General features: G+C 67.8%; 25 protein-coding genes. 15 read left to right on the top strand and 10 right to left on the bottom strand.

Annotation, left to right across the window (positions count from 1 at the left end):
• Nucleotides 1–27 precede the first annotated feature (27 nt).
• Both DFO45_RS21210 and DFO45_RS21205 read right to left on the bottom strand, forming a co-directional pair.
• The gene (locus DFO45_RS21210) at nt 28–1,620 is read right to left on the bottom strand and encodes an ABC transporter substrate-binding protein (protein WP_133866423.1); all 1,593 of its coding nucleotides are present in this window, start codon (nt 1,618–1,620) and stop codon (nt 28–30) included.
• On the bottom strand, nt 1,617–2,159 hold the full coding sequence (locus tag DFO45_RS21205) for a MarR family winged helix-turn-helix transcriptional regulator (protein ID WP_133866422.1): 543 nt from the start codon (nt 2,157–2,159) through the stop codon (nt 1,617–1,619). The genes DFO45_RS21210 and DFO45_RS21205 overlap by 4 nt, the downstream gene beginning before the upstream one ends.
• 173 nt (nt 2,160–2,332) lie before the next feature.
• Between DFO45_RS21205 and DFO45_RS21200 the strand changes: the two genes are divergently transcribed.
• The 5 genes from DFO45_RS21200 to DFO45_RS21180 are packed head-to-tail and all read left to right on the top strand — an operon-like array spanning nt 2,333 to nt 6,868.
• On the top strand, nt 2,333–3,034 hold the full coding sequence (locus DFO45_RS21200; RefSeq protein ID WP_133866421.1) for a creatininase family protein: 702 nt from the start codon (nt 2,333–2,335) through the stop codon (nt 3,032–3,034).
• A gap of 6 nt (nt 3,035–3,040) precedes the next feature.
• Nucleotides 3,041–4,012 (top strand): ABC transporter permease, encoded by a 972-nt coding sequence (locus tag DFO45_RS21195; protein WP_012171434.1) that lies wholly within the window; start codon nt 3,041–3,043, stop codon nt 4,010–4,012.
• Nucleotides 4,012–4,890 carry an ABC transporter permease gene (locus DFO45_RS21190; protein ID WP_133866420.1) on the top strand — a complete coding sequence of 293 codons (879 nt, stop codon included), beginning with the start codon at nt 4,012–4,014 and terminating at the stop codon, nt 4,888–4,890. Before DFO45_RS21195 ends, DFO45_RS21190 begins: the two co-directional genes overlap by 1 nt.
• The gene (locus DFO45_RS21185) at nt 4,887–5,858 is read left to right on the top strand and encodes an ABC transporter ATP-binding protein (RefSeq protein ID WP_133866419.1); all 972 of its coding nucleotides are present in this window, start codon (nt 4,887–4,889) and stop codon (nt 5,856–5,858) included. The genes DFO45_RS21190 and DFO45_RS21185 overlap by 4 nt, the downstream gene beginning before the upstream one ends.
• Nucleotides 5,855–6,868, top strand: coding sequence for an oligopeptide/dipeptide ABC transporter ATP-binding protein (locus tag DFO45_RS21180; protein ID WP_133866418.1), 1,014 nt, complete (start codon nt 5,855–5,857; stop codon nt 6,866–6,868). Before DFO45_RS21185 ends, DFO45_RS21180 begins: the two co-directional genes overlap by 4 nt.
• Before the next feature lie 48 nt (nt 6,869–6,916).
• Here the strand turns inward: DFO45_RS21180 and DFO45_RS25455 are convergent, their stop codons facing one another.
• A complete protein-coding gene (locus DFO45_RS25455) occupies nt 6,917–7,048 on the bottom strand; it encodes a hypothetical protein (RefSeq protein WP_274532289.1) in 132 nt (43 codons plus the stop codon).
• Between the two features lie 327 nt (nt 7,049–7,375).
• Nucleotides 7,376–8,299, bottom strand: coding sequence for a LysR family transcriptional regulator (locus tag DFO45_RS21175; RefSeq protein ID WP_133866417.1), 924 nt, complete (start codon nt 8,297–8,299; stop codon nt 7,376–7,378).
• A gap of 108 nt (nt 8,300–8,407) precedes the next feature.
• Between DFO45_RS21175 and DFO45_RS21170 the strand changes: the two genes are divergently transcribed.
• From DFO45_RS21170 to DFO45_RS21160, 3 genes are all read left to right on the top strand, one after another.
• The gene (locus tag DFO45_RS21170; RefSeq protein ID WP_133866416.1) at nt 8,408–9,286 is read left to right on the top strand and encodes an NAD(P)-dependent oxidoreductase; all 879 of its coding nucleotides are present in this window, start codon (nt 8,408–8,410) and stop codon (nt 9,284–9,286) included.
• Nucleotides 9,286–10,821: an aldehyde dehydrogenase family protein gene (locus tag DFO45_RS21165; RefSeq protein WP_133866415.1), complete on the top strand. Its 1,536-nt coding sequence runs from the start codon at nt 9,286–9,288 to the stop codon at nt 10,819–10,821. The genes DFO45_RS21170 and DFO45_RS21165 overlap by 1 nt, the downstream gene beginning before the upstream one ends.
• Before the next feature lie 133 nt (nt 10,822–10,954).
• Entirely contained in the window at nt 10,955–12,292 is a 1,338-nt protein-coding gene (locus DFO45_RS21160) for a DUF3100 domain-containing protein (protein ID WP_043879422.1), read from the top strand.
• Nucleotides 12,293–12,360: 68 nt separating this feature from the next.
• Here DFO45_RS21160 and DFO45_RS21155 read toward each other — a convergent pair whose 3' ends face one another.
• The gene (locus DFO45_RS21155; protein ID WP_166657204.1) at nt 12,361–13,272 is read right to left on the bottom strand and encodes a LysR family transcriptional regulator; all 912 of its coding nucleotides are present in this window, start codon (nt 13,270–13,272) and stop codon (nt 12,361–12,363) included.
• Nucleotides 13,273–13,444: 172 nt separating this feature from the next.
• On the opposite strand from DFO45_RS21155, the gene DFO45_RS21150 reads away from it, so the two are divergent.
• Together DFO45_RS21150 and DFO45_RS21145 are read left to right on the top strand one after the other, a co-directional pair.
• Entirely contained in the window at nt 13,445–15,664 is a 2,220-nt protein-coding gene (locus DFO45_RS21150; RefSeq protein ID WP_245518213.1) for a fibronectin type III domain-containing protein, read from the top strand.
• A 127-nt stretch (nt 15,665–15,791) separates the two neighbouring features.
• Nucleotides 15,792–16,628, top strand: a complete 837-nt coding sequence (locus DFO45_RS21145; protein WP_133866413.1) for an aldo/keto reductase — start codon at nt 15,792–15,794, stop codon at nt 16,626–16,628.
• Here DFO45_RS21145 and DFO45_RS21140 read toward each other — a convergent pair.
• The 4 genes from DFO45_RS21140 to cobS are packed head-to-tail and all read right to left on the bottom strand — an operon-like array spanning nt 16,625 to nt 19,320.
• Entirely contained in the window at nt 16,625–17,575 is a 951-nt protein-coding gene (locus DFO45_RS21140) for a cation transporter (protein WP_133866412.1), read from the bottom strand. The two genes, DFO45_RS21145 and DFO45_RS21140, sit on opposite strands and share 4 nt — an antisense overlap.
• The gene (locus DFO45_RS21135; RefSeq protein ID WP_133866411.1) at nt 17,572–18,300 is read right to left on the bottom strand and encodes a TIGR02281 family clan AA aspartic protease; all 729 of its coding nucleotides are present in this window, start codon (nt 18,298–18,300) and stop codon (nt 17,572–17,574) included. The genes DFO45_RS21140 and DFO45_RS21135 overlap by 4 nt, the downstream gene beginning before the upstream one ends.
• 3 nt (nt 18,301–18,303) lie before the next feature.
• On the bottom strand, nt 18,304–18,516 hold the full coding sequence (locus tag DFO45_RS21130) for a DUF1289 domain-containing protein (RefSeq protein ID WP_133866410.1): 213 nt from the start codon (nt 18,514–18,516) through the stop codon (nt 18,304–18,306).
• 9 nt (nt 18,517–18,525) lie between these two features.
• On the bottom strand, nt 18,526–19,320 hold the full coding sequence (gene cobS, locus DFO45_RS21125; protein WP_133866409.1) for an adenosylcobinamide-GDP ribazoletransferase: 795 nt from the start codon (nt 19,318–19,320) through the stop codon (nt 18,526–18,528).
• A gap of 203 nt (nt 19,321–19,523) precedes the next feature.
• Between cobS and yajC the strand changes: the two genes are divergently transcribed.
• The 5 genes from yajC to DFO45_RS21100 are packed head-to-tail and all read left to right on the top strand — an operon-like array spanning nt 19,524 to nt 23,792.
• Nucleotides 19,524–19,868: a preprotein translocase subunit YajC gene (yajC, locus tag DFO45_RS21120; RefSeq protein WP_012171419.1), complete on the top strand. Its 345-nt coding sequence runs from the start codon at nt 19,524–19,526 to the stop codon at nt 19,866–19,868.
• Between the two features lie 34 nt (nt 19,869–19,902).
• The gene (gene secD / locus DFO45_RS21115) at nt 19,903–21,510 is read left to right on the top strand and encodes a protein translocase subunit SecD (protein WP_012171418.1); all 1,608 of its coding nucleotides are present in this window, start codon (nt 19,903–19,905) and stop codon (nt 21,508–21,510) included.
• A 13-nt stretch (nt 21,511–21,523) separates the two neighbouring features.
• Nucleotides 21,524–22,489 (top strand): protein translocase subunit SecF, encoded by a 966-nt coding sequence (gene secF / locus DFO45_RS21110; RefSeq protein WP_133866408.1) that lies wholly within the window; start codon nt 21,524–21,526, stop codon nt 22,487–22,489.
• Between the two features lie 13 nt (nt 22,490–22,502).
• Nucleotides 22,503–22,883, top strand: a complete 381-nt coding sequence (locus DFO45_RS21105; RefSeq protein WP_133866407.1) for an Mth938-like domain-containing protein — start codon at nt 22,503–22,505, stop codon at nt 22,881–22,883.
• 15 nt (nt 22,884–22,898) lie between these two features.
• On the top strand, nt 22,899–23,792 hold the full coding sequence (locus DFO45_RS21100) for a phytoene/squalene synthase family protein (protein ID WP_133866406.1): 894 nt from the start codon (nt 22,899–22,901) through the stop codon (nt 23,790–23,792).
• Nucleotides 23,793–23,807: 15 nt separating this feature from the next.
• On the opposite strand, the gene DFO45_RS21095 is transcribed toward DFO45_RS21100, so the two are convergent.
• Nucleotides 23,808–24,911 carry a serine/threonine protein kinase gene (locus tag DFO45_RS21095; RefSeq protein ID WP_133866405.1) on the bottom strand — a complete coding sequence of 368 codons (1,104 nt, stop codon included), beginning with the start codon at nt 24,909–24,911 and terminating at the stop codon, nt 23,808–23,810.
• Nucleotides 24,912–24,914: the final 3 nt, after the last annotated feature.

The raw sequence follows: 24,914 nt of genomic DNA, 5'->3' as shown, positions 1-24,914 counted from the left end.
CCCCCCTTTGGTTTCAGCGATCCGAGCTTACTTGGCGGGCTTCACGTTCATCGCCAGTGTGTCCTCGTCCACGCGGGGGGTGAAGGTCACCTTGGCCTTCTGCATGGCCCAGGCGCTGACGATGGACGCGATGGGCAGGGTGGGGCGGTCCTTGGCCACCAGCGTGGCGGCGTCCTCAAGCTGTGTGCGGCGCTTGGGCACGTCCATCTCCACCGCCGCCTGCTCGATCAGCTTGTCCAGCGCCGGGTTGGAATAGCCGCGCACGTTGAAGCCGCCGAGCTTGGTTTCCGGCGTGTTGGTATGCATCAGGCCGGCGAGCGTGTAGTTGGCCTCGCCCGTCAGCGTGCCCCAGCCCCACATGGAGAGGCCATAGTCGCCACGTGTCCGGGCGGGGAAGAAGACCGTGCTCGGCTGCCCGTTCGCCTGCGCGTCGATGCCGGCGGCGGCAAGCATCTGCACGATGCTGGTGCCCACCGCCCCGTCGCTCTGGAGGCGGTCGGTGGTGAAGGTGAGCGCCACCTTGAAGCCGTTGGGATAGCCGGCTTCCGCGAGCAGTTGCTTGGCTTTCTTCGGGTCCGCCTTGGTGACCTTGAGCGTCTTGTTGAAGCCGAAGATGGTGTCGGTGACGAGCTGGGAGGCCGGCTTGCCGAGGCCCTCCATGGCGATTTCCGCCAGCGCCTCGCGGTCGATGGCGAGATCGAAGGCCTCGCGCACCTTGGGGTCGAGGAAGGGGTTCTTCGGCAGCGGCGAGCCGTCCTTGGCGGTGACGAGGGCCGGCTTGTCGCGGAAATCGAACTCCACGAGGAAGACATAGACGCTGTCCGCCTTGTCCACCTTCAGCTTGGCGTCCTTCTCCAGCGTCGGCACGTCGGCCGGCGGCACGCGGGAGATGAGGTCGAGCTGGCCGGCCTTGAGCTGGGCCACGCGGGCGGCATCGTTCGGGATTTCCTTGCGGACCACCTTCTCCCACGGCTCCTTGCCGCCCCAATAGCCGTCGAAGCGGGTGAGGACGAGTTCCTCCTTCGGCGTCCAGGAGACGAACTTGTAGGGGCCGGTGCCGATGGTGGCCTTGCCGGAATTGAAGCCGTCGCCCGCCGTGTCCTTGGTGGAGAAGTCCTTGGCGGCGGTATGGGAGACCACGAACAGGCGCACGAAATCGTTCGGCAGGGTGGGCGCCGGCCCGTCGGTCTTGATGCGGATGGTGAGCGGATCGACGATCTCCACCGCCTTCACGCGCCGCACATAGACCGTGGTGGGGTTGGGGCCGGTGACGTTGGGGATGCGCTCGATGGAGAACTTCACGTCCTCGGCCGTGAAGTCGGAGCCGTCATGGAATTTCACGCCCTTGCGCAGCTTGAATTCCCAGGTGGTATCGTCGACGGCGGTCCAGCTTTCGGCAAGGCCGGGTTCGAGCTGGAGATTGTCGCCGGACTTCACCAGCGTATCGAAGACATGCTTGGCCGCCTCCGCCTGCACGCCGGTGGAGGTGAAGTGCGGGTCCATGGACGCGGGCCCGGAACGCACGCCGATGGTCAGCGTCTGCGCGAACAGGGCGCCCGATGCCGTGGTGGCGAGGAGGGCGGCAAGTGACAGGGTTCGGAACGTCGAGGCGAGCGTCACGGCAGGGTATCCTCTGTTTCGATTGTCTGGGGCCACTCGGGAGAATCCACCACCATCTTGGCGAGGATCTCGAACAACATCGCGCGCTCGCCGGGGCTGAGCCGCGCCAGCATCACCCGCTCGCGCTCCAGCATCACCGGCATGCTGGCATCGAAGATGCGCTGGCCGTCGTCGGTGATGTTCAGCACGTAGCTGCGGTGATCCTTGGGGTCGGTGTCGCGCCGGATGAGCTTGCGCTTCAGCAGGCTCTGGATGGCCCGGCTGATGGTGGGCTTGGGGAAGCCGCTGGAGGAGCAGATGTCCTTCGCCGCCACCCCGCCCTTCAGGCCGAGCGCATAGAGCACCACGAATTCCGGCCGCGGCAGGCCGAAGGTTTTCTCCGTCCAGCCATAGACCGGAACGTTGAAGTTCATGGACAGGTAGTTGATGCGGAAGGAAAACCAGCAGGGATTGCGCCACAGCTTGATGGCAATCAGCGGATCAACATCCGCCGGCAGATCCTCCTCCGCCGCGCTCGGCGGCAGTTGCGGCGCGTGCATCCTCTCCCCGCCCTCGGACCGGCGTGGCCGGCCCTTCTCAAGTTGGTTCATCGTGAAACTTGACAGAAGGTTTTGAGCCCTGTCAATCTGCTTAACAAGTTTCAAACGAAACCATTTTCGCGACTGCAAACTGTGGTTTTGCAGGGCGGCATGGCCGTGCTTGCGGGGGACTGATGCACGTTGCCGGCATGAACTGGATGCAGATGGAGGCGCGGGTCCGCGCCGACGATCGCTGCGTCCTGCCCATCGGCAGCGTCGAGCAGCACGCTTACTTAAGTCTCGCCACCGACATGATCCTTGCCGAGCGGGTTGCGCTGGAGGCGGCGGGGCCCCTTGATGTGCCGGTCTTCCCGGTTCTGCCCTACGGCCTTGCGTCCGGCTTCACTGCCTTCCCCGGCACCGTCTCGCTGCGGCTCTCGACCTATCTGTCCGTAGTGTCCGACATTCTGGACAGCCTCTACCGCACGGGTTTCCGGCGCATCCTCATCGTCAACGGGCATGGCGGGAATACACCGGTCACGGCCCAGATTTCCGAATGGCTGAACGGCCACGAGGGGGCGCGGGTGCGCTTTCACGACTGGTGGCGGGCGCCGAAGACCTGGGCGAAGGTGATGGAGATCGACCCCGCGGCGTCCCACGCCTCATGGATGGAGAATTTCCCCTGGACGCGGCTTGAGGGCGTCACGCTGCCCGAGGAAGCCAAACCGCGCATCGACTTCGACCGCCTCGCGCAGGGCGGTGCGGCCGACAAGCGCGCCCTGCTGGGGGATGGCAACTACCACGGCCTCTATCAGCGCCCCGATGTCGACATGGAGGCGCTCTGGACGGTGGCGGTGGAGGAGACGCGTGCGCTCCTCACGGACGGATGGCTCTGAGGCACCATGCTGGGCTTTGCCATCCAGAGGCTCATTCAGGCCGCCCTTGTGGTGCTGGTCATGTCGGCGCTGGTGTTCGCCGGCGTGTTTGCCATCGGCAATCCCATCGATCTGCTCATCTCGCCCGAGGCGACGCAGGATATCCGCGCCGCCACCATCGCCAAATACGGCTTCGACCTGCCGCTCTGGCAGCAGTATCTCCACTTCCTCGGGCGGGCCCTGCACGGGGATTTCGGCCAGTCCTTCGTCTACAACATGCCGGTCGGACAGCTTATTCTCTCGCGCTTGCCCGCGACACTGGAACTGACTCTGGCAGCCGTCCTCGGCGCGACGCTGCTCGGCGTTCCCCTCGGCATGTATGCGGGCTACCGGCCGAACAGCCCCGCCGCGAAGCTGCTCATGGCCGCTTCCATCATCGGCTTTTCCGTGCCCACCTTCTGGGTCGGGCTGGTGCTCATTTTCGCTTTCGCGGTCCAACTCGGCTGGCTGCCGGCGGGCGGGCGAGGGGCGACGGCCAGCCTGTTCGGCGTCGAATGGAGCTTTCTCACGCTGGACGGCCTCCAGCACATGTTGCTCCCGGCCATCAATCTCGCGCTGTTCAAGTTCGCGCTCATGATCCGCCTTGCCCGTTCCGGCACGCGGGAGGTGATGCTGACCGACACGGTGAAATTCGCCCGCGCTGCCGGCCTCTCGGAACGCACCATCCTGCTGCGGCACGTGCTGCGGCTGATCGCCATTCCCATCGTCACCGTCTTCGGGCTGGAATTCGGCTCGACGCTCGCCTTCGCGGTGGTGACGGAGACGATCTTCTCCTGGCCGGGGCTGGGCAAGCTGATCATCGACTCCATCACCTCGCTCGATCGTCCGGTGATGGTCGCCTATCTCATGCTGGTGGCCCTGTTCTTCATCGGCATCAATCTGGTGGTGGACCTCTCCTATGCCGCGCTCGACCCGCGCCTGCGGAAAGGTCGCGCCTGATGGATCGCGCCGCGCCGCTCGCCCGCTTCTTCGCCGAGTTCCGCGAGAACCGCTCGGCGGTGCTCGGCCTCGCCATCGTGGTGACGCTGCTGGTGCTGGCGGTGCTGGCCCCGCTCATCACGCCGCAGGACCCCTATGACCTCGCTTCGCTCAGCCTGCGCGATGCGCGCCGTGCGCCGGGCTTCGTGGGCACCGGCGGCTATGTGCATTGGCTCGGCACGGATGCGCAGGGCCGCGACCTCTTCTCCGCCATCCTCTATGGACTGCGAATCTCCATCGAGATGGGACTGGTGGCGGGTGCCATCGGTCTCGTGCTGGGGGCTGGCGTCGGCACCATGGCGGCCTATGTGGGCGGACGCACCGAGGCCTTCATCATGCGCCTCGTGGACCTTCAACTGTCCTTTCCGGCCATCCTGCTCGCCTTCGTGCTGGCGGCGCTGCTGGGGCAGGGCAAGGCGCAACTGGTGATGGCGCTGGTGGCTGCCCAATACGCCTATTTCGCCCGCACCGCCCATGGCGCGGCATCCGCCGAGCGCAGCAAGGACTATGTGGAGGCCGCGCTCTCTACGCCTCTGCCCGCCTGGCGCGTGGTGTTCCGCCATATCCTGCCCAATGCGCTGCCGCCCCTCATCGTCGTTGCGACCGTTCAGGTCGCGAGCGCCATTTCGCTGGAGGCGACGCTCTCCTTCCTCGGGGTCGGCCTGCCGCCCACGGAGCCCTCGCTCGGCATGCTGATCGCCAACGGCTTTCCCTACATGCTGTCCGGCCGCTACTGGATTTCCATCTATCCGGGCGTAGCGCTCATCGTCCTCATCTTCTCGGTCAATCTCGTGGGCGACCAGATCCGCGACCAGCTCAATCCGAGGCTGAAGCGATGAACGCCCCCTTGCTGGAGGTGCGCGGCCTCTCCACCCAGTTTCCCACCCGTACCGGCCTCGTGAAGGCGGTGAACGACGTCTCGTTCTTTGTCCGGCGGGGCGAAATCCTCGGGCTTGTCGGAGAGTCGGGCTCCGGCAAAAGCGTCACCGGCTTCTCGCTCATCGGTCTCATCGATCCGCCGGGGCGCATAGCGGGAGGTGCGGTGCTGCTCGAGGGGCGGGATCTCGTGGGCCTGCCAGCCTCTGACCTGCGGGCCATTCGGGGTAAGCGCATCTCCATGGTCTTCCAGGACCCGAGCATGACGCTCAATCCGGTCCTGACCGTCGGCGCGCAGATGCGCCTTGCGCTGGAGGCGCATGCGGGGGGCTCGGGCCGGGAGGCGCGTGCGCGGTCGGTGGCCGCGCTGGCGCGCGTCGGCATCCCCGATCCGGCCCGGCGGTTGGACGCCTACCCGCACCAGTTCTCCGGCGGCATGCGCCAGCGCATCGCCATCGCCATTGCGCTGCTGCACCAGCCGGACCTCATCATCGCGGACGAGCCGACGACGGCCCTCGATGTCTCCATTCAGGCGCAGATCCTCGCCGAGATGAAGACGCTGGCGCGGGACAGCGGCACGGCTCTCATCTGGATCAGCCATGATCTCGCGACGATTTCCGCCATGGCGGATCGGATCGCCGTCATGTACGCGGGCCGGATCGTGGAGAGCGGGCCGACGGGAGCCGTGCTGCGCGACCCGCGTCATCCCTATACGCGCGGCCTGCTCGATTCCCTGCCGGCCATGGCCGAGGCAGGTGCCGATCTCGCCTCCATTCCGGGGACCACTCCGGCGCTCGACCGCCTGCCGCCGGGCTGTCCCTTCGCGCCCCGCTGCTTCAAGGCCCAGCCCGAATGTGCGAGCGAGCCGCCGGAAGTGGCGCAGGGCGGACGCAGCTTCCGCTGCCACTTCCCGCTCGGGGCCGCCGCATGAGCCCGCCCTTTCTCGCCGCATCGGCCCTCAGCCGTCGCTTCAGCCCGAATATCCCGCTCACCAGCCGCCTCATCGGCGCACTGGGGGGCAAGGCCGCGCCCCGCAGCGTGCATGCGGTCGATGGTGTCGATCTCGCCGTCACCAAGGGCGAGGCGCTGGGGCTGGTCGGGGAATCCGGCTGCGGGAAGACCACGCTCGGACGCATGATCGCCGGCATCCTGCCGCCCAGCGACGGCACGGTGGCGATTGCCGGCCAGCCGGTGATGTCGGGCGGCGCCACGCCGCGCAAGACGACGACGCGGGTGCAGATGGTCTTCCAGGACCCCTTCGCCTCTCTCGATCCGCGCATGCGCATCGGCGATACACTCAGCGAGGGGCCGGTGCATCACGGGCTCGTGCCGCGGGCGGAAGCGCGAGCCCATGTGCGGGGCTGGCTGACGCGCGTGGGGCTCGATCCCGATTATGCGGACCGCTATCCGCACCAGTTCTCCGGCGGCCAGCGCCAGCGCATCGCCATCGCGCGGGCGCTCGCCATGCAGCCGGACGTGCTGGTCTGCGACGAGCCGGTGGCCTCGCTGGACGTGTCGATCCAGGCGCAGATCATCAATCTCTTCCTGAAGCTGCGGCGGGAACTCGATCTCACGCTGCTGTTCATCTCCCACGATCTCAGCGTGGTGCGCCATCTCTGCGACCGGGTGGCGATCATGTATCTGGGTCGGATCGTGGAGGAGGGGCCGACCGATCAGGTCTATGCCGATCCCCGTCATCCCTATACCCAGGCTCTGCTGGACAGCGTGCCGAAGCTGGTGACGGAGGAGGGGACGGACGTCACTTTCCGGCCCATCGCCGGGGAATTGCCCTCGCCGCTCGCGCCCCCGCCCGGGTGCCATTTCCATGGCCGCTGTCCGCGCGCCGAGGCCCGCTGCCGGACCGAGCGGCCGCTGCTGCGGCCGGTCGCGCCGCAGCGCACGGCGGCGTGCCACTTCGCGCGGATCGATCAACGCGGATAGGGGCTGGTCGGCCGCGGCGGCGCGCGCAGGCGCCTGCCGGATGATGGGTCAGTGCCGCAGCAGGTACTGGCTCACGAAGAGAAGTGTCAGCGCGCCGAAGAACAGGATGTAGAGAAAGCCTTCCATCGCGCCGCCAGCGCCATGCTGCTTGTGGGTGCTGACGTTCTTCTGCTTTGCCATCTGTCCATCTCCCACTGTCCGGCGCCCGTCCTTTCCGTGCTTTCGGTGCACACGGGCGGCGATTGCTCGTTTCGCGCGGCCAGCCGGGGGCGCGCGCGGACACGCAGGTCCGCGTCGGTCCATCCGACGGCTGCTCGATTGGGGATGGCGGGAGGCTTTCGCCGCCTCTGATTCCGCCACCCAAGCTTCACGCAAGGAAGCGGATTAACCATGGCGTTCAGAACCATTCCAAGCAACGCCATTCATCTCCAGAATGGCGGTCACCTATGGTCAGCTATCCCCCTTCATTCCAGTATGGAGGAATAATCCGCTTTTCGGCGGAGGTAGCTATGTGCCTGCGGCATGGAAGGCCTTGAGCTGCCCGATCAGCACGCGGAGCAACTGGGCGGCGGCGCTCGGCAACTGGCGGCCGAGACGGGTGATGAGTCGGGCCTCCACCGACAGCAGCAGCGGATTCTCCATGGGCAGCGCCACGAGTTCCCCCGCCGCCATGTCGGAGGCGATGGCGAAGGCCGGCAGCAGCGTGACGCCCCGGCCGCTCTTCACGAATTCCCGCAGCACATAGATGGAGCCGGTGGTGAGAACCGGGGCCAGCGTGACTTTCTCCGCCATCTCCGCCATGGCCACGATCTGCCGCGTGCCATAGCGCGCGTGCATCAGCCCCACGGGCAGTTCCGTCACCGCGCGAAGGGGCACCGGAGCTCCTTGCCGGGCGAGGGGATGGTCCGGTGACACCACAAGGCAGATGGGCTGGCGGCTCGATGCCGCTGTCCGCAGGCGCGGGTCGGGCGGGGCGTTGTAGACGAGCCCGATATGGTAGCGATCCTCGGCGACACCCCGGATCACGTCATTGGTGCTCGCCACCTCCACCGACATGGTGAGGTTGGGATGACGCTCCCAGAAGCGGGTGAGGGGGCCGGCGATCAGGTCGCTGACGAACCCCTCGCCTGAGATGATGTCGAGGTGGCCGCGCTTCAGGCCCTGAAGCTCGTTCAGCTTGGCGAGCGTGTCCTCCCGGTCGGCGGTCCACTGGCGGAAACGCTGGGCCAGCAGTTCGCCCGCCTCTGTCGCGCGCACGCCGCGCCCCAGCCGCTCGATGAGCAGAAGGCCGAGATCCTTCTCCAGATGCGCGATCTGGCGTGAGACGACGGAGGCATTGACCGCCAGATGGTCCGCCGCTGCCCGCACGGAGCCAAGGCGGATGGCCTCATAGAGGTAGCGCAGGCGATGATCGTCGAGCGGGGATGTCACGGTCGGGTCCAAGCGTTGCCTTGGAGTCAACAATACGGAACCGGCCATCTCCTGTCTGCTCTCAAAACAGCCGCGTAGCTTTTCTGGGCAAGTTTCGAGGAGACGCGCGTGGCGAACGTTGGTGTGATCGGTCTCGGCAATATGGGGCGCGGCATGGCGCTCTCGCTGAAGCGGGCCAGGGTGAATGTGGTCGGTTTCGACGCGGTGGAAGCCACCAGCGCGGCGCTCGCGGCGGAAGGCGTCGAGACACTGGCGGATATCGCCGCCCTTTGCGCCCGCGCCGACGTGCTGGTGCTCTCGCTGCCCACCGCTGCCATCGTGGACGAGGTGGTGGCCGGCCCCGGCGGCATTCTCGCCTCCGGCAAGGCGGGGCTGCTGGTGGTGGACACCTCCACCTCCCATCCCGACACCACCCGCAAGCTGGCGGCCCAGCTCGAAGCCGCCGGCATGGCGATGATCGACGCCCCCGTGAGCGGCGGCCCCAAGGGCGCCATCACCGGCACCATGACCATGGTGATCGGCGGCGCGGACGCGGACGTCGCCCGCGCCATGCCGGTGCTGGAGGCCATGAGCGCGACCCGCGTGCATGTGGGACCCGTGGGCGCCGGTCACGTCACCAAGATCATCAACAACCTGCTCTGCGCCGCCCACCTGCTCACCTGTGGCGAGGCCCTGCGCCTCGCGCAGGAGGCGGGCGTCGATCCGGCCCGCATGCTGGAGGGCATCAATGCCGGCTCCGGCCGCTCCGGCGTCAGCCAGGTGAATGCCGGCACGTGGATCCTCAACGGTGCCTTCAATTCCGGCTTCACCATGAAGCTGATGCGCAAGGACGTGAAACTCGGCACCGACCTTCTGGCGAGCCTCGGCCTTGAGCTGCCCATGTTCGCCGGCACCGCCGGCATCTGGGCGGACAGCGCCTCCACCATTCCCGACGGCGAGGACTTCAACCGCATCGTCAAGACCGTTTTCCCCGGCAAGAAGAGCTGATGCCCGTGACCGCTTTCATTGATCCGCGCCTGCAACAGGCGCTCGCTCCGTTCTGGCCCGGCCTCAAGACCATCGGCTCCTTCGTGGGCGGTGGGATGCTGGTGGGCGATGGCCCGCTGGTGGAAGTGCTGGACCCCGCCACGGGGAAGCCGCTCTTCTCTTATCCCGACGCCGGCGCCGCTGTCGCCGCCAAGGCCGCGGCCGCCGCAACGGAAGGGCAGGCCGCCTGGTCGAAGCTCACCGCCGCCGGTCGTGGCCGGGTGATGCAGGCCATCGCCCGCGAAGTGCTCGCCAATGTCGAGGCGCTGGCGCAGATCGAAATGCTGATGGCCGGCAAGCCCATCCGCGATACCCGCGTCGAGGTCGCCAAGGTGGCCGAGATGTTCGAATATTATGCCGGCTGGGCAGACAAGTTCCACGGCGAGGTGATCCCGGTCCCGACCTCCCATCTCAACTACACCCGCCGCGAGGCCATGGGCGTCGTGCTCCAGATCACCCCCTGGAACGCGCCCATCTTCACCGCCGGCTGGCAGATCGCCCCCGCCATCTCCATGGGCAATGCGGTTCTGCTGAAGCCGTCCGAACTCACCCCGCTCACCTCGCTCGCCCTCGGCCTCTTGGCGGAGAAGGCGGGGCTGCCGAAGGGCGTGGTGAATGTGCTGGCGGGCTTCGGCCACACCACCGGTCAGGCGGCCATGGCGCAGCCGGCCGTGAAGAAGGTGGTGTTCGTGGGCTCGGTGCCCACCGGCCGGCTCATCGCCGAATCCGCCGCCCGCCTGCTTTTGCCCTGCGTGCTCGAACTGGGCGGCAAGTCTGCGAACATCGTGTTCGAGGATGCGGATCTCGAGCGCGCCGCCGTGGGGGCTCAGGCCGCCATCTTCTCCGGCGCGGGGCAGAGCTGCGTCGCCGGCTCGCGCCTGCTGGTGCAGCGCTCGGTCTATGAGAAATTCGTCGATCTCGTCGCCAAGGGCGCGGCCAAGATCAAGGTGGGCGATCCGGCCTCCACCGAGAGCGAGATCGGCCCCATCAACAATGCCAAGCAGTACAATCACGTCCTCTCGCTGATCCGCGAAGGGGCGGGTGAGGGCGCCGAGATCGTCACCGGCGAGACCGGCGCTGCGAAGGAAGGCGGCTATTTCGTCGCCCCGACGGTGCTGAAGAACGTCACCAACACCATGGGCATCGCCCGCAAGGAAGTGTTCGGCCCGGTGGTCGTGGCGATCCCGTTCGACACCGAGGCGGAGGCCATCGCCATCGCCAATGACAGCGACTTCGGCCTTGCCGGCGCGGTGTGGACCAAGGATGTGGGCCGCGCCCACCGGGTGGCGGCGGCGGTGAAGGCCGGCACCTTCTGGATCAACTCCTACAAGACCATCAACGTCGCCTCGCCCTTTGGTGGCTTCAACCATTCGGGGCACGGCCGCTCCAGCGGCGTCGAGGCGCTCTACGAATATACACAGGTGAAGAGCGTCTGGGTCGAGACGGCGGCGGAACCTGCCGTTGCGTTCGGCTATGCGAGCGGCCTTCGGGAGTGATATGCCCGCCGCTCCCTAACACAGCGGCACGTGCGATCGGCTTGTGACAGCAGGCCGGTCGCTTTCGTGCGTCGCCAGACCGACAGGAGCGGCCCCACCCAATGATCAAGAAAAGGATAGAGGGGATTTGACCATGCAAGCCACACAGACCGCCGTGGCGGTGCCGGCAGCGGGCGCCGGAAAGCTTATCAAGATCTTCGTCTTCGCCACCATCTGCGTGCTGGCGGCCGAACTCATCGGCATCGTCAACGTGCCCATGGGCGGGGCCTACAAGGTTGTCCTGCTGCCCCTCTTGTGGGCGCTGCTGATTGCCGCCGCCTGGGGCATGGCCTCCAAGGCGCTGCCCGGCCCGCTGAAGGTGACGAACGACCTTCAGGCCCTCTCCGCCGCCGTGCTCCAGCCCGCGCTGCTGCTGTTCGTCGCCAAGCTCGGCGTGCTCGTGGGCGGCAACCTGCCCAAGATCCTCTCTGCCGGCTGGGCGCTCGTCTTCCAGGAGTTCGGCCACTTCTTCGGCACCATGGTGTTCGGCCTGCCCGTGGCGCTGCTGCTGGGCATCAAGCGCGAGGCCATCGGCGCCACCTTCTCGGTGGGCCGCGAGCCGAGCCTTGCCATCATCGGCGAGAAGTACGGCATGGCGAGCCCCGAAGGGCGCGGCGTGCTGGCGGAATACATGACCGGCACCATCTTCGGCGCGGTCTTCATCGCCATCTTCGCCAGCCTCATCACCAGCCTCGGCATCTTCCACCCGCAGGCCCTCGCCATGGGCGCGGGCGTCGGCTCGGGCAGCATGATGGCCGCCGCTTCCGGCGCCATCGCCGCCCAGCAGTCGCCCGAGGTGGCCAAGGAAGTGGCCGCGTTCGCCGCCGCCTCCAACCTCATCACCACCACCATCGGCACCTATTTCACGCTCTTCCTGTCGCTGCCCTTCACCGTATGGGCCTATGGCAAGCTGGAGCCCATCCTCGGCCGTGGCCGCGAGGTGAAGGTGGAAACGGTGACGACCGAGGTCTCCCACGAGCCGGCGGTGAAGCTGAACTTCATCGAGCTGCTGGTGGTGTGGGTGGTGGCCGGCGCCATGTCGCTGATCGGCAATTACCTCGTCTACAAGACCGCCCCGGACGCCGCCTCCATCGCCGGCCTCGGCATCATGATCGGCGCGGTGATCCTTGGCCACGGCATCTATCTGCTCACGCGCCGCGTGGTGCCGGCGGTGGTGTGGGTCTCGGTGGTCGCCATGGCGCTCACCTATCCCTCCATGCCGTTCGCGGCGGATGTGGCGGCCCTCACCGGCAAGATCAACTTCCTCGCCATGACGGCGCCGATGCTGGCCTTCGCGGGCCTGTCCATCGCCAAGGACGTGCCGGTGTTCAGGAGTCTGGGCTGGCGCATCGTCCTGGTGTCGCTGATGGCCAATGCGGGCACCTTCCTGGGCGCGACCATCATCGCCCAGTTCTTCATGCATCCCGTCTGATCTCCCCCTCCCCAAGACGGGACATGAGCGGCCGGGACGCCTCGCGCGTCCCGGCCGTTTTCATGCGGTCAGTCCGGCAGCGTTGCATCGATCTCGATGGCCACGTCGGCAAAGCTCTGGGCGCTGGAGGAGAGCCCGCGCTCCGCGCGCCAGACCACGGCGCCCACATAGCGCAGCCAGGGCAGCACGACGTCGAGGCACACGAGAGCGCCGCCACTCTCCGCCACCAGCGACGCGCTCCCGAATGCCACCGCGTCGCTGTCCTGCACGATCGCGCTGATGGCGGTCCAGGAATAGGCTTCGAACCGCGGCACCAGCAGCTTGCCGCCCGCATCGGGTCGCCCGAGCTTCGCCTTGCGCGGAAAGTGCCGGGCGATCCGCTCGGGCAGGCGAGCGCCCGCGAAGGGATATTGGGCGATATCTGCCAGCGTGCAGGCGGGCAGGGCGCACAGCGGGTGGCCTTTGCGGACCACGACACAGCCCTGCCGCTCGCGCAGCGGCCGCTCGCGATAGGCCTCGGCGTGCTCGTCATCCGTGCGCTCGCCGATGAAGAAGTCCATGGCCCCGCGCTCGAGCAGGTCGCGGCAGTCCCGCCAGCCGCCGGCCATCACCTTCACCTGCACGTCCGGCTGCTGCGCGGCGAAAGCGGCGATGGCGCGGGGCACGAGCGTGACATTGGAATAAAGCCCGGAGCCGAACACGACCGTCCGGCTGAGGCCACGGTGATCGGCAATCGCGGCATCGAGGGCCGCCGCGCGGCGCAGGAGTTCGCGCCCCTCCTCGACGATGAGCGCGCCGAGGGAGGTGGGCCGAATCTCGCGTGGGGGACGCTCGAACAGCGGGGCGCCGAGCTGCTTTTCCAGATTCTGAATGCTGCGGCTGAGCGCCGGCTGGGACATGTGGAGGGCTTGTGCCGCCCGGGCGAAATTGCCGCTGTCCGCAAGTGCCACCACCTGCCGCAGCCGCTTCAGTTCGATCAAGATCCGCCCCTTGCCTCTGCCGCCGCCCGCCGCCGGTTCGGGCCGGGTCCGATGCAGCCCGCTCATCGCGGCTTGCCACAAACGCATTGGACACCGCCCGCGAGCACCCATCAAGCTACCGTTCGCGTCCGTGCGGTCGGACGCTGGGTAATGCGTCAAAGATGGGTGGACGATGGCTAAGACCACGACGATCACTTGGTCCTGGGGCACGAACAGCGTGATCGCCTTCGATCCCGCGTCGGACATCCTGGATTTCGGATGGTTCCAAGCGGGCCAGTTCACCGTCTCCGAGGTGAACGGGTCGGTGGTGATCTCCATTCCCACCAACAACCAGACTTACACGCTGACCGGCGTCACGCTGTCGGAACTCTCGCTCTCCAACATCGTCGCCAACGACAGCGGCGCGGTCACCGAGTGGACCACGGCGCTGGGAGGGGCTTCGGCCGGCTCCGGCGGTTCCTCGGGCGGCGCAACGTCCGGGGGCGCAACGTCCGGCGGCACCAGCACGGGTGGCAGCACCGGCGGCTCGTCCGCCTCCGGCACGACGGACGGCGGCACGTCGGGCGGATCGTCCGGTGGCACCGGCCATGTGGGCGATGGTCTTGCCACCGTGACCACCATTTCCTGGGCTTGGGGCACCCACACGGCGTTGAACTTCGACACCGCGCTGGACAAGCTCGATTTCGGCTGGCTCTCCGCCGACAATTTCACCGTCTCCGAGGTGAATGGCTCCGTGGTCATAGCCATTCCCTCGAACAGCCAGACCTATACGCTGACCGGCGTCACGCTCTCCGAACTCTCGCTCGCCAACATCGTGGCCAAGGACGGCTCCGCGCTGGCGGAATGGACGACGGCGCTGTCCGGCCACAGCGGCGGCAGCTCAGGCACGTCGGGCGGCTCCACGGGCGGCTCGACCAGCGGTGGCGGCAGTTCCTCGGCCGGCGGCTCGACCTCGACGGGCGGTGGCTCGACGGGCGGCAGTAGCACCGGCGGCAGCACAGGGGGCACATCCGGCGGCGGAACGTCCGGGGGTGATGCCGCCCTTTATGCGGAGGCCTGGAGTGCCTCCAAGGTCTATCAGGGCGGAGACCATGCCGCGGTCGGCAACAATGTCTATGAAGCGCACTGGTGGACGCAGGGCACCGATCCGAGCACCCATAACGGCGGCGACGGATCGGGACAGGTGTGGACGCTGGTCGGTCATCTCGACACCACGCCCGTGGTGCCGTCCGCCCCGGCGGACCTGTTCGCCACCAATGTGTCGGACACCTCGGCCCTGCTGGTCTGGGACAAGGCGGTCATCAACGGCGCTGGCACCGTCTCGGCCTATGAGATCTACGAGAACGGCACGCTGATCGGCACCACCAGCGGCACGTCCTACAAGGTGACGGGCCTCGGCGCGTCCACCGCTTACAGCTTCACCGTGGTGGCGGTGGACGAGGCCGGGCACTCCCCGGCGGCGGTCCCCATCTCCGTGACGACCGATCCGGCCCACACCTCGACGCTGAAGCAGACCTACTCGCCCTACATCGACATGTCGCTGTCGACGAGCCAGGATCTCCTGTCCATCGCCAAGGCGTCCGGCGTCACCGACTTCACGCTCGCCTTCGTGCTGAGCTCCGGCACGGACACGCTGGGCTGGGGCGGCGTCGGTACGCTGGCCAACGACACACTGCCCAGCGGTTCGTCGATCCACGAGCAGGTGGCCGCCGTTCAGGCCATCGGCGGGGACATCACCATTTCCTTTGGCGGCGCCAATGGTCAGGAGGCGGCGCTCACCTTTTCCAGCGCCACCAAGCTCACCGCCGCTTACCAGTCGGTGCTCGACACCTATCATGTGAACAAGATTGATTTCGACATCGAGGGCGGCGCCATCGCCAACACCTCCGCCAACCACCTGCGCGATCAGGCCCTGGTCGCGCTGGAGGCGGCCAATCCGGACCTCAAGGTCTCCTTCACCCTGCCGGTGCTGCCCACGGGGCTCACCAACGATGGTCTCAACCTGCTGAAACAGGCCCTGACGGACGGCGTGCATATCGACACCGTCAACATCATGGCGATGGATTACGGCGCTTCCGTCGACAGTGGCGACATGGGCACCGACGCCATCTCCGCCGCACAGGCGACGCTGGCCCAGATGCATACGCTGGGTCTCGACGCCAAGCTCGGGGTCACGGTGATGGTCGGCATGAACGATGTGCAGAGCGAGGTGTTCACGCTCAGCGACGCCCAGCAGCTGCTGGATTATGCGCAGGGCAATGAAGACATCTCCGGCCTGTCCATCTGGTCGGTCGGACGGGACAACGGCAGCACGGTCGGCACCGTCTCGCCCCTCGGCAGCGGGATCCAGCAGACGGCCTACGAGTTCAGCCACATCTTCGGCCACATCTGAGCCGGACCGCCCCGCGTCCGCGCGGGGCGTCTTTCTCGCGGCGGCACAGGTCTTTTTCGCCGCCGGCGGAGTTCCGCTCTCAGGCGAACGCCTTTAACGTCCGCCGTCCAGTTAAGGGAGGGCGAGAATGGCCAAGACCGTGACGCTGCCGGGCGGGGAAACCGTGCCGGCGCTGGGGCAGGGCACCTGGTTCATGGGCGAGCAGCCCGCCCGCCGCCCCGACGAGATCGCCGCGCTGCGTGCCGGCATCGAGCTTGGCCTGACGCTCGTGGACACCGCCGAAATGTATGGTGACGGCCGCACCGAGGAACTGGTGGGCGCCGCGCTGAAGGACGGTTTCCGCGAGCAGGTGTTCCTCGTCAGCAAGGTCTATCCGCACAACGCCAGCCGCTCCGGCGTCATCGCCGCCTGCGAGCGCAGCCTGCGCCGGCTCGGCACCGACCGACTGGACCTCTATCTGCTGCACTGGCGCGGCAGCCATCCGTTCGAGGACACCATCGCCGGCTTCGAGACCCTCCAGAAGGCCGGCAAGATCCGCCACTGGGGCGTGAGCAACCTCGATACCGACGACATGGAGGAACTGCTGGATGCGGGCGGTCGCGCCTGCGCCGTCAACCAGATCCTCTACAATCCCTCCCGGCGCGGGCCGGAGTTCGACCTTCTGCCGTTCCAGCAGGAGCACGGCATTCCCACCATGGCCTACAGCCCCATCGAGCAGGGCCGCCTGCCGCGGGGCGGTGCGCTCGGCCGCGTGGCGTCGAAACATGGTGTCGATCCGTTTCAGGTGGCGCTGGCCTGGGTGCTGCGGCGGCCGGACGTGATCGCCATTCCGAAGGCGGCGAGCCTTGATCACGTGAAGGCGAACGTGGCGGCGCGGGATCTCGTGCTGGATGCGGATGACCTTGCCGATATCGACGGCGATTTCCCGCCGCCCAAGCGCAAGCGCAGCCTGGAGATGCTTTAGGCGGTCGCCGCCATCGGGGCGGGAGCCGCATCATCCTCGCTGTGGGCACGGGCGATCAGCACCGCGTCCACGTCCGGGATCTCGGTCTTGAGGCGGGCTTCCATGCGGGCGAGCACGTCCGACACTTCCGCCATGGTCCGGGCGGGGTCGAAGCCCACCGTGATCTCCACATGGGCGACATTGCCGGAACTGCGGGTGCGGATTCCAAGCAGGGCGTCATACTCATCGAAGAAGGCCGCCAGAACCCGGTTCACCTTCATCTGCACCGGCTCGGCCAGCGAGCGGTCGAGGAGATCGGGCAGGGCCTGGCGGACCATCTGGGCGCCCACCAAGGTCATGAAGGCCGCCCCAATGATGCCGCCGATGCTGTCGGCGATGCGGGCGACATAGGGATCGCTCGACAGGGCGTCGATGATGACGCACACCACCACCGGGAAGGAGGCGACCGCCTTGGCGATATGGGCGCGGAGCTGCGCCTGCACGATCATGGAACCGCCGGCCTTGGTGGCACGCCAGAGCGGGATGATCGGCCCCACGTTCACGATGAAATTGTAGATCACCATGACGATGGCTGCGACGGCCCAGAAGCCGGTCTTCGGCTCGCCGCCGCCGGCGGTGAGGGCCTGATAGGCGATGAAGCCCGCGGCGAAGATGAGCAGGGCGCCCACCAGCAGGCCGATGCCACGTTCCAGCTTGCCAATGCCATATTCGTAGGAGGCGACCTTGCCCCGGTGCAGTTCGCGCAGGGTCTGCCAGGAGACGATGGCCACCACCAGCAGCAGCGAGCCGCGCAGCACGTCGGACAGCATGGACAGCGAACCGATGATGAGCGCGGTCACCGTGTAGGGCACCGCGAGGCTCAGATCGAGCAGGATGGCGATGAGGATCGCCCGCTCCTCGCGGCGCTCGGCCTCGTTCGGCGTGCGGGAGAGCGGGCTTGAGCTCATCTGGTCTTCGTCTCCCCCGGGCCCCGCAGCACAAGCCTGTCACCGCGCACCTCGAAGCCCTCCAGACGGGAGAGGAAGCTCATCCCGAGGAGGGGTGTGCGCAGCATTCCGGCGGGAGCCACAAGCGCCGGAACCTTATATTCAACGATACTGCCAATGCTGACGCGGTCCAGCGTCACGGCTGCCGCGCGGGTGCGGCCGTTGGCGGTGTCCACCGCAACGTCATATTTCAGCCGGTCGAGGGGGATGCCCGCCGCCTGTGCGGCCTCCTGGGTCAGCACCACCGACGAGGCGCCGGTGTCGAGCAGCATGGGCACCGTCGCGCCATTGAGCCCCACGCGCACGGCAAAGTCGCCGTCCGCCCCGCGGGCGACCTCGACCACGTTGGCGGCTCCGGGCACCGCAATGACATAGCCCGGCACGAGCTGGCCGATGACCCGCTCCGCCACCCGTTGGAGGGGATCGCGATAGGTGTAGCCGACGGCCAGCACCGCCACGAGCATCAGCCAGAAGGCGACGGCGCTCAGCGTCTCGCCGAGGCTGCGGCGGGCCATGGTCAGGATGCCGGCGCCCACCACGAGGCCCAGCGGCGCCAGATAGATGAGGGAGCCGAACCGATCGAGCGAGAGACCGGCGACCTCGCCCTGCTCATGGTTCAGCGCGAGGATGAGAAGGCCGCCGAGGAGGATGGCCAGGAGGAGCCAGAGCAGCCGGTCGCGACCCATGCCTCAGTCCGGGATGGCGTCTGGGTTGCGCGGCTGGAGCCGGGCGAGGCGCGCGGGCAACGCGGCCATGACGGCGGCGCGGCGCTCCTCCGACATGCCGAGCCAGCCGCCGATCTCCTGCAGCGTGCGCCCGCACCCCACGCACACGCTGGTGAGCGGATCGACGACGCAGACCTTGATGCAGGGGGAGGCGATGGGGCTCTGGCTCTCGGTCATGGGACTGCTTCAGTGCGGCCTTGCATAGATAAGCACGCCCATGAGGAAGGCAATCTCACAGAGTTGCTGGACCGCGCCGGCCACATCCCCCGTCTGGCCGCCGATCAGGCGGTTGGAGAGCCGCGTCATGGCGAAGAGAGTGAGCACGGAGAGCCCGAGCGCCATCAGCGTGGCACCGACCCCGGTGCTCGGCACGATCAGCAGGGTGGAGAGGAGCGCGCCCACGAGGGCAGAGCGCACCGCCGCGTCCGCACCGGGCTGGCCGGCGGCGGCCGAGGCCCCATCGGCGCGTGCGGGCGGCAGGAATTCCAGCAGCAGCATCCCCGCCGCCCGCGACAGGCTCGCGGCGGCAATGAGCGCGAGGGCGGCGCGGGTTGGGGAGAGGGCGAGCAGGCCATCCAGCAGCGCGACGCGCAGCAGCAGAGAGAAGACGAGCGCGCAGGCGCCATAGGAGCCGATGCGGCTGTCGCGCATGATTTCAAGGCGGCGCAGGCGGCTCGCGCCACCGCCGAAGCCGTCCGCCGTGTCGGCGAGCCCATCCTCGTGCAGGGCGCCCGTCAGCAGCACGCAGGTGAGCACGGCGAGGATGGCCGCCACGAGGTTCGGCAGGCCGAGGGCGTGCGCGCCGATGAGAATCGCTGCGCCGGCAAGGCCGATGACGGCACCGGCCAGCGGCACCGCATAGGCGATGCGCTTCAGGTCCGGCGGCGCGAAGGCGTCCTCGGCGGCGCCGGCGGGAACGGGAATGCGCGAGTAGAAGCGCAGGGCCGCGCCGACATCCGCCAAGATCCTGCTGTGCCGCATGGGTCCATCGTTCCGTGGCGCCGCTCCCCCTTGGAACGGGCGCCATCTTGGGAGCCTTATTTCCGCACCGGGTCAAGTGCATCAAACGCCGCCCACAGGCGCGTTTGCATTCGCGGGCGCCGCCGGTATAGTCCCGCCGCTTCGGCACGGGCGTCCGTCGTGGATTGGACCCATCCCTCCCTTCAGAAGAGAACGAGGACACAATGTTCATATCGCCCGCTTTCGCTCAAGGCGCCGCACCGGCTGCCGGCGGGGCCGACATGCTCATTCAGCTCGCGCCGTTCGTGCTGATTTTCGTGGTGATGTACTTCCTCATCCTGCGCCCGCAGCAGAAGAAGGCGAAGGCCCATCAAGAGATGGTGAACTCGCTGCGCCGCGGCGACGTGGTCATCACCAACGGCGGCCTTGTGGGCAAGGTGGTCAAGGTGGTCGATGACGCCGAGATCGAGATGCAGATCGCCGACAATGTGAAGGTGCGCCAGCTGCGCTCCCAGATTGCCGTGGTCCGTTCCAAGGGCGAGCCGGCCAAGGACGAGACGGCGGCCTGACGCCGCCGCCCCCCGCCAGAACAAGACAGAGACGATGCTGCACTTCTCCAGGCTGAAGACGGCGCTGATCCTCCTGGTCACAGCGTTCGGAATCCTGTTCGCCGTCCCCAACCTGCTGCCGGCATCGGTGCTCCAACACCTGCCGTCCTGGCTCGCCAACAGCCGTGTCACGCTCGGCCTCGACCTCCAGGGCGGCAGTCACATCCTGCTGGAAGTGGATTCCGCTGCCGTGCGCAAGGAGCGCGCGGAGCAGGTCCGCGACGACGTGCGCCGCGTGCTGCGGGATGCCAAGATCGGCTACACCGGCCTCGCCATCCGCGACACCACCATCCAGCTGCGCCTGCGTGATCCTAACGACACCCAGAACGCCCTGACCGAGCTGCGCAAGCTCGCGACTCCGGTGGTGAACGCCTTCCTCGGCGGGAATACGGGCGAGAACGACATCACCGTCTCTTCCGGCGCCGACGGCCAGATCACCGTCTCGCTCACCGAAGCCGGCATCAATGCCCGCGTGCGCTCCGCGGTGGACCAGTCCATCGAGATCATCCGCCGCCGTATCGACCAGCTCGGCACGGTGGAGCCGACTATCCAGCGCCAGGGCGCCGACCGCATCCTGGTGCAGGTCCCCGGTCTGCAGGACCCCCAGCGCCTGAAGGCGCTGCTCGGCCAGACCGCCAAGCTGTCGTTCCGCATGGTGGACCAGTCCATGTCGCCGCAGCAGGCGATGGAAGGCCGTCCGCCGCCGGAATCCGAAGTGCTCCAGTCCGCCGAGGGCGCGCCCTATCTGGTGGAGAAGCAGGTGCGTGTGTCCGGTGAGGACCTGACCGATGCCCAGCCGGGCTTCGACCAGAACTCCCGCCAGCCCATCGTCACCTTCCGCTTCAACAACAACGGTGCCAAGCGCTTCGCCGCCACCACGCAGGAAGCGGTGGGCCGGCCCTTCGCCATCGTGCTGGACAATCAGGTGATCTCCGCGCCGGTGATCCGCGAACCCATCCTCGGCGGCTCGGGGCAGATTTCCGGCAACTTCACCGTCCAGCAGGCCAACGACCTCGCCATCCTGCTGCGCGCCGGCGCGCTGCCGGCGCCGCTGAAGGTGGTGGAGGAGCGTACCGTGGGTCCGAGTCTCGGCCAGGATTCGATCCAGGCCGGCAAGACCGCCGCTTATGTCGCCGCGGCTCTCGTCACGGTGTTCATGCTGGCGGTGTACGGCCTCTTCGGCGCCTTCGCGCTGGTCGCGCTCGCCATCCACATCACCCTGATGTTCGCCCTCCAGTCGCTGCTGGGCGCCACGCTGACCCTGCCGGGCATCGCGGGCGTGGTGCTGACCATCGGCATGGCCGTGGACTCGAACGTGGTGATCTTCGAGCGCATCCGCGACGAGGCACGCGAGGGCCGTTCGGCCATCGCCGCCATCGACAAGGGCTTCTCCTTCGCGCTGGGCACCATCCTCGACGCGAACCTCACCTCGCTCGCGACGGCGGTCATCCTGTTCCTGCTTGGCGGCTCCGGCCCCGTGCGCGGCTTCGCCGTCACCTATATCCTTGGCCTCCTGACCACCGTCTTCACCGCCTACACGCTGACGCGCCTGATGATCGCGCTGTGGGTGAAGTGGCGGCGTCCGGCCAAGCTGCCCATCTGAGAGTGCGCCGCCCATGCCTTTGATCAATTACCTCCCGGCGCATACCAACATCGGCTTCATGCGGCTGCGCCGCGTGACCTTCCCGCTCTCCGCGCTGATGACGCTTCTGGCGGTGGCGATGTTCGTCACCGTGGGCTTCAACCTCGGCATCGACTTCCGGGGCGGCACGCTTATCGAGGCCCAGTCGTCCCAGCAGGCCGCCGATCTCAGCGTGCTGCGCGAGCAGCTCACCGACAGCGATCTCGGCGATGTGCAGATCCAGGAATTCGGCTCGGCCCGCGACGTGCTGATCCGCGTCGGGCGCGTGGGCGCCGACGACGCCGGCCAGCAGGCCATCGTGGACAAGGTGCGTACCGCGCTCGGCCAGGACTTCACCGTCCGCCGCGTGGAGACCGTCGGCCCGAGCGTGTCGTCCGAGCTGGTCCGCCAGTCCATCCTCGCGCTGGTGCTCGGCGCGGTGGTGGTTCTGATCTATCTGTGGTTCCGCTTCGAGTGGCAGTTCGCCGTCGGCGCTCTGGTGACCACGGCGCACGACATCTTCGTCACGCTGCTGATCTATTCGGCGCTGGGGATCGATTTCGACCTGACGTCGATCGCCGCCATCCTCACCATCATGGGCTATTCGCTCAACGATACGGTGGTGGTGTACGACCGCATCCGCGAGATGCTGCGCCGCTACAAGAAGATCCCGCTGCCCGAGCTGCTGGACATCGCGGTTAACGCGACCTTCTCGCGTACCATCATCGTCTCGCTCACCACCTTCCTCGCCACCATGGCGCTCTATATCTTCGGCGGCGAGGTGCTGCGCGGCTTCTCGCTGGCCATGGCCGTGGGCGTCATCATCGGCACCTATTCCACCATCTTCGTGGCCGCGCCCATCCTCATCCATCTCGGCCTGCGCTCGTCCACCGTGGTGGGCAAGGAGGCTGCGGAAGAGGGCGGGGAGAGCAAGGACGCCTCGCGTCCCGCCAAGGCCTGAGGAGGCGCGCGGCATGGTCGATCCCGACGGTTCGCCCTTCCTGCCCCGGCAGGTGCCGATCGACGGCTACGGCCCGCGCTTCTTCCACTTCCACAACATGTCCCATCCGGGGTCGATCCTCGCTCTGCCGAGCGGAATCCGGCCCTGGACGGTGGAGCGCTTCGCCGACATCGACGCGGCGGCGCTCGCGCCCATCCTCGCCGAGGCGGAGCGCTTCGAGCTCCTGTTCCTCGGCACCGGCAAGGACCCGGCGATCCTCAAGGAGCCGCTGAAGGCGCTGCTGCGCGAGGCGGGCCTGCGGTTCGAACTCATGCCGACCTCTGCCGCCGCCGCCACCTACAATGTGCTGCTCGGGGAAGGGCGGCTGGTGGGGGCGGGGCTCGTTGCCCTGTGACCGGGGGCCTCGTTCATGAGCCTGCCGCCTGATTTCGGCGTTCCGCCCGCCCTCGCCGCCACGCCGGCGGCGGCGAGCGACTACGCCTATTGCACCGATCTCGTGCGGGCGCAGGACCGCGACCGCTTCCTCGCCGCGCTGTTCGCCCCGGCAGACAAGCGGCAGGACCTGTTCGCCCTCTATGCCTTCAACGTGGAAGTCGCCCGTGTGCGCGAGGTCGTGCGCGAAGCCCTGCCCGGAGAGGTGCGCCTGCAATGGTGGCGCGAACTGATCGAGGGCCACGGACGCGGCGAAGTGGGCGGCCATCCGGTGGCGAGCGCCCTGCTCGGCACCATCGGCCGCTACAGCCTGCCGCGCGGCGCGCTGCTGAACCTCATCGAGGCGCGGGTGTTCGATCTCTATGACGACCCCATGCCGAGCATGAATGATCTGGAGGGCTATGCGGGCGAGACCGCTTCGGCGCTGCTCCAGCTCTCCGCCCATATCCTCGGCGGCGGCCCGCGTCCGGCTCTGGCCAATGCCTGCGGGCACGGAGGGGTCGCCATTGCGCTGACGGGCCTGATGCGGGCCCTGCCGGTGCATGCGGCGCGCGGGCAGTGCTTCCTGCCGCTCGATGTGCTGAAGCGCCATGGCTCCAGCCGCGACGAGGTGGTGGCCCGCAAGCCGACGCCTGGCATCCTCGCGACGCTGGCCGATCTGCGCACGCAGGCCGCGCGCCATCTGGCCGAGGCGGAAAAGGCGCTGGTTGGGCTCGATCCCGCGCTGGCGCCCGCCTTTCTCACCCTCGCGCTCGTGCCGGGCGATCTGAAGGCGCTGGAGCGTCTGCGCGACCCCTTCGCCCGCGTCGGCGGCCTCTCCGCCCTGCGCCGGCAGTGGACACTCTGGCGGGCCTCCGCGCGCACGCGCTGAGGGCGCGCTTGTCCGTCAGGCGGCCGGGCGGGTGATGCGGTCGGTGAGATTGAGGCGGCCGCGCGCGATGTCGGCCACCAGCGTGCGGGTGTCATCATCGCCCGCCAACGCATCCAGCATCTCGATCTGGTTGCGGGCGACCAGCAGCAGCAGGTCGTCGCGCACGGTGCCATCCGTTGCGCGGGGCAGGCGGGAGACGATCTGGAGGTGGTCGAGGTGCGGTCGGTCCGGCAGCGCCTGGGCCAGATGCTCGCGCAGGACTTCGACGGTCACGGGCGCCTTGGGTTCTACGAAGGCATAGAGGCCCACCTTGCCACCCAGCGTCTGGAAATCGGCCATATGGACATCGGCCACTGCCGGATGGGCCTTCAGCGCGTCCGCGATGCGGGGCGCCACTTGCGTGACGCGCGGGCCGCGCCCCTCGGTGTCCGAATAGGACATGAGGTTGCGGGTGACGAAGCGATAGACGCGCTTGCCGGTGGCCATCCAGATGCGGGTGGGTAGGCTCTTGGTGGCGAGCATGGTGCGCTCGCGGGCGGTGAGCGCCTCGGGGCAATAGGTGCGCTTGTGCTTCAGCAGGTGGCGCAGGTCCTCATAGGCGAGCACGCGGCCGATCTTGGAGCGGCGGCTGAAGGGCATGGCCAGTTGGAAATCCATCAGCCAGGCTTCGCCATCCGCCCCGCGCAGCCAGTTCTGCTGCTTGGCGAGATCGTTATGCACATAGCCGGCGCGATGGAGCGTGCGCAGGGCCTCGCGGGCGGAGGTGAAGAAGTGCAGATCGCCGGTGGGCCGGGCGATCTGGAGCGGCACGCCCTCGATCCAGCCGCGCACCAGAAAGCGCTTGCCCACGGCGAGCAGCGGCGTGGTGACGCCGGTGGACTGCACCTTTTCCAGTGCATTCACCTCATGGGCGGCGAGACGCGCGGCGAGCAGCGCGAACCAGGGAGAGACCTCGTTCCAGCGGCGGCGCACGGCGGGGTGGGCCACTCCCGCGCGGTCGGTCCAGGTGCCGCGCTCGACGGTGGAGAACACGTCGCGCTTCAGCACCGTGTCCACGGTGAAGCGGGAAGGGTCCGCCTGGTGTTCGACCGGCGGCACGGAGCGTTTCAGCCTCGGCATGGC

Source organism: Azorhizobium sp. AG788 (assembly GCF_004364705.1).
GTDB lineage: Bacteria > Pseudomonadota > Alphaproteobacteria > Rhizobiales > Xanthobacteraceae > Azorhizobium > Azorhizobium caulinodans.
The sequence above is the reverse complement of the archived record's forward strand: the minus strand, read 5'-3'. Positions and strand labels throughout refer to the sequence as shown.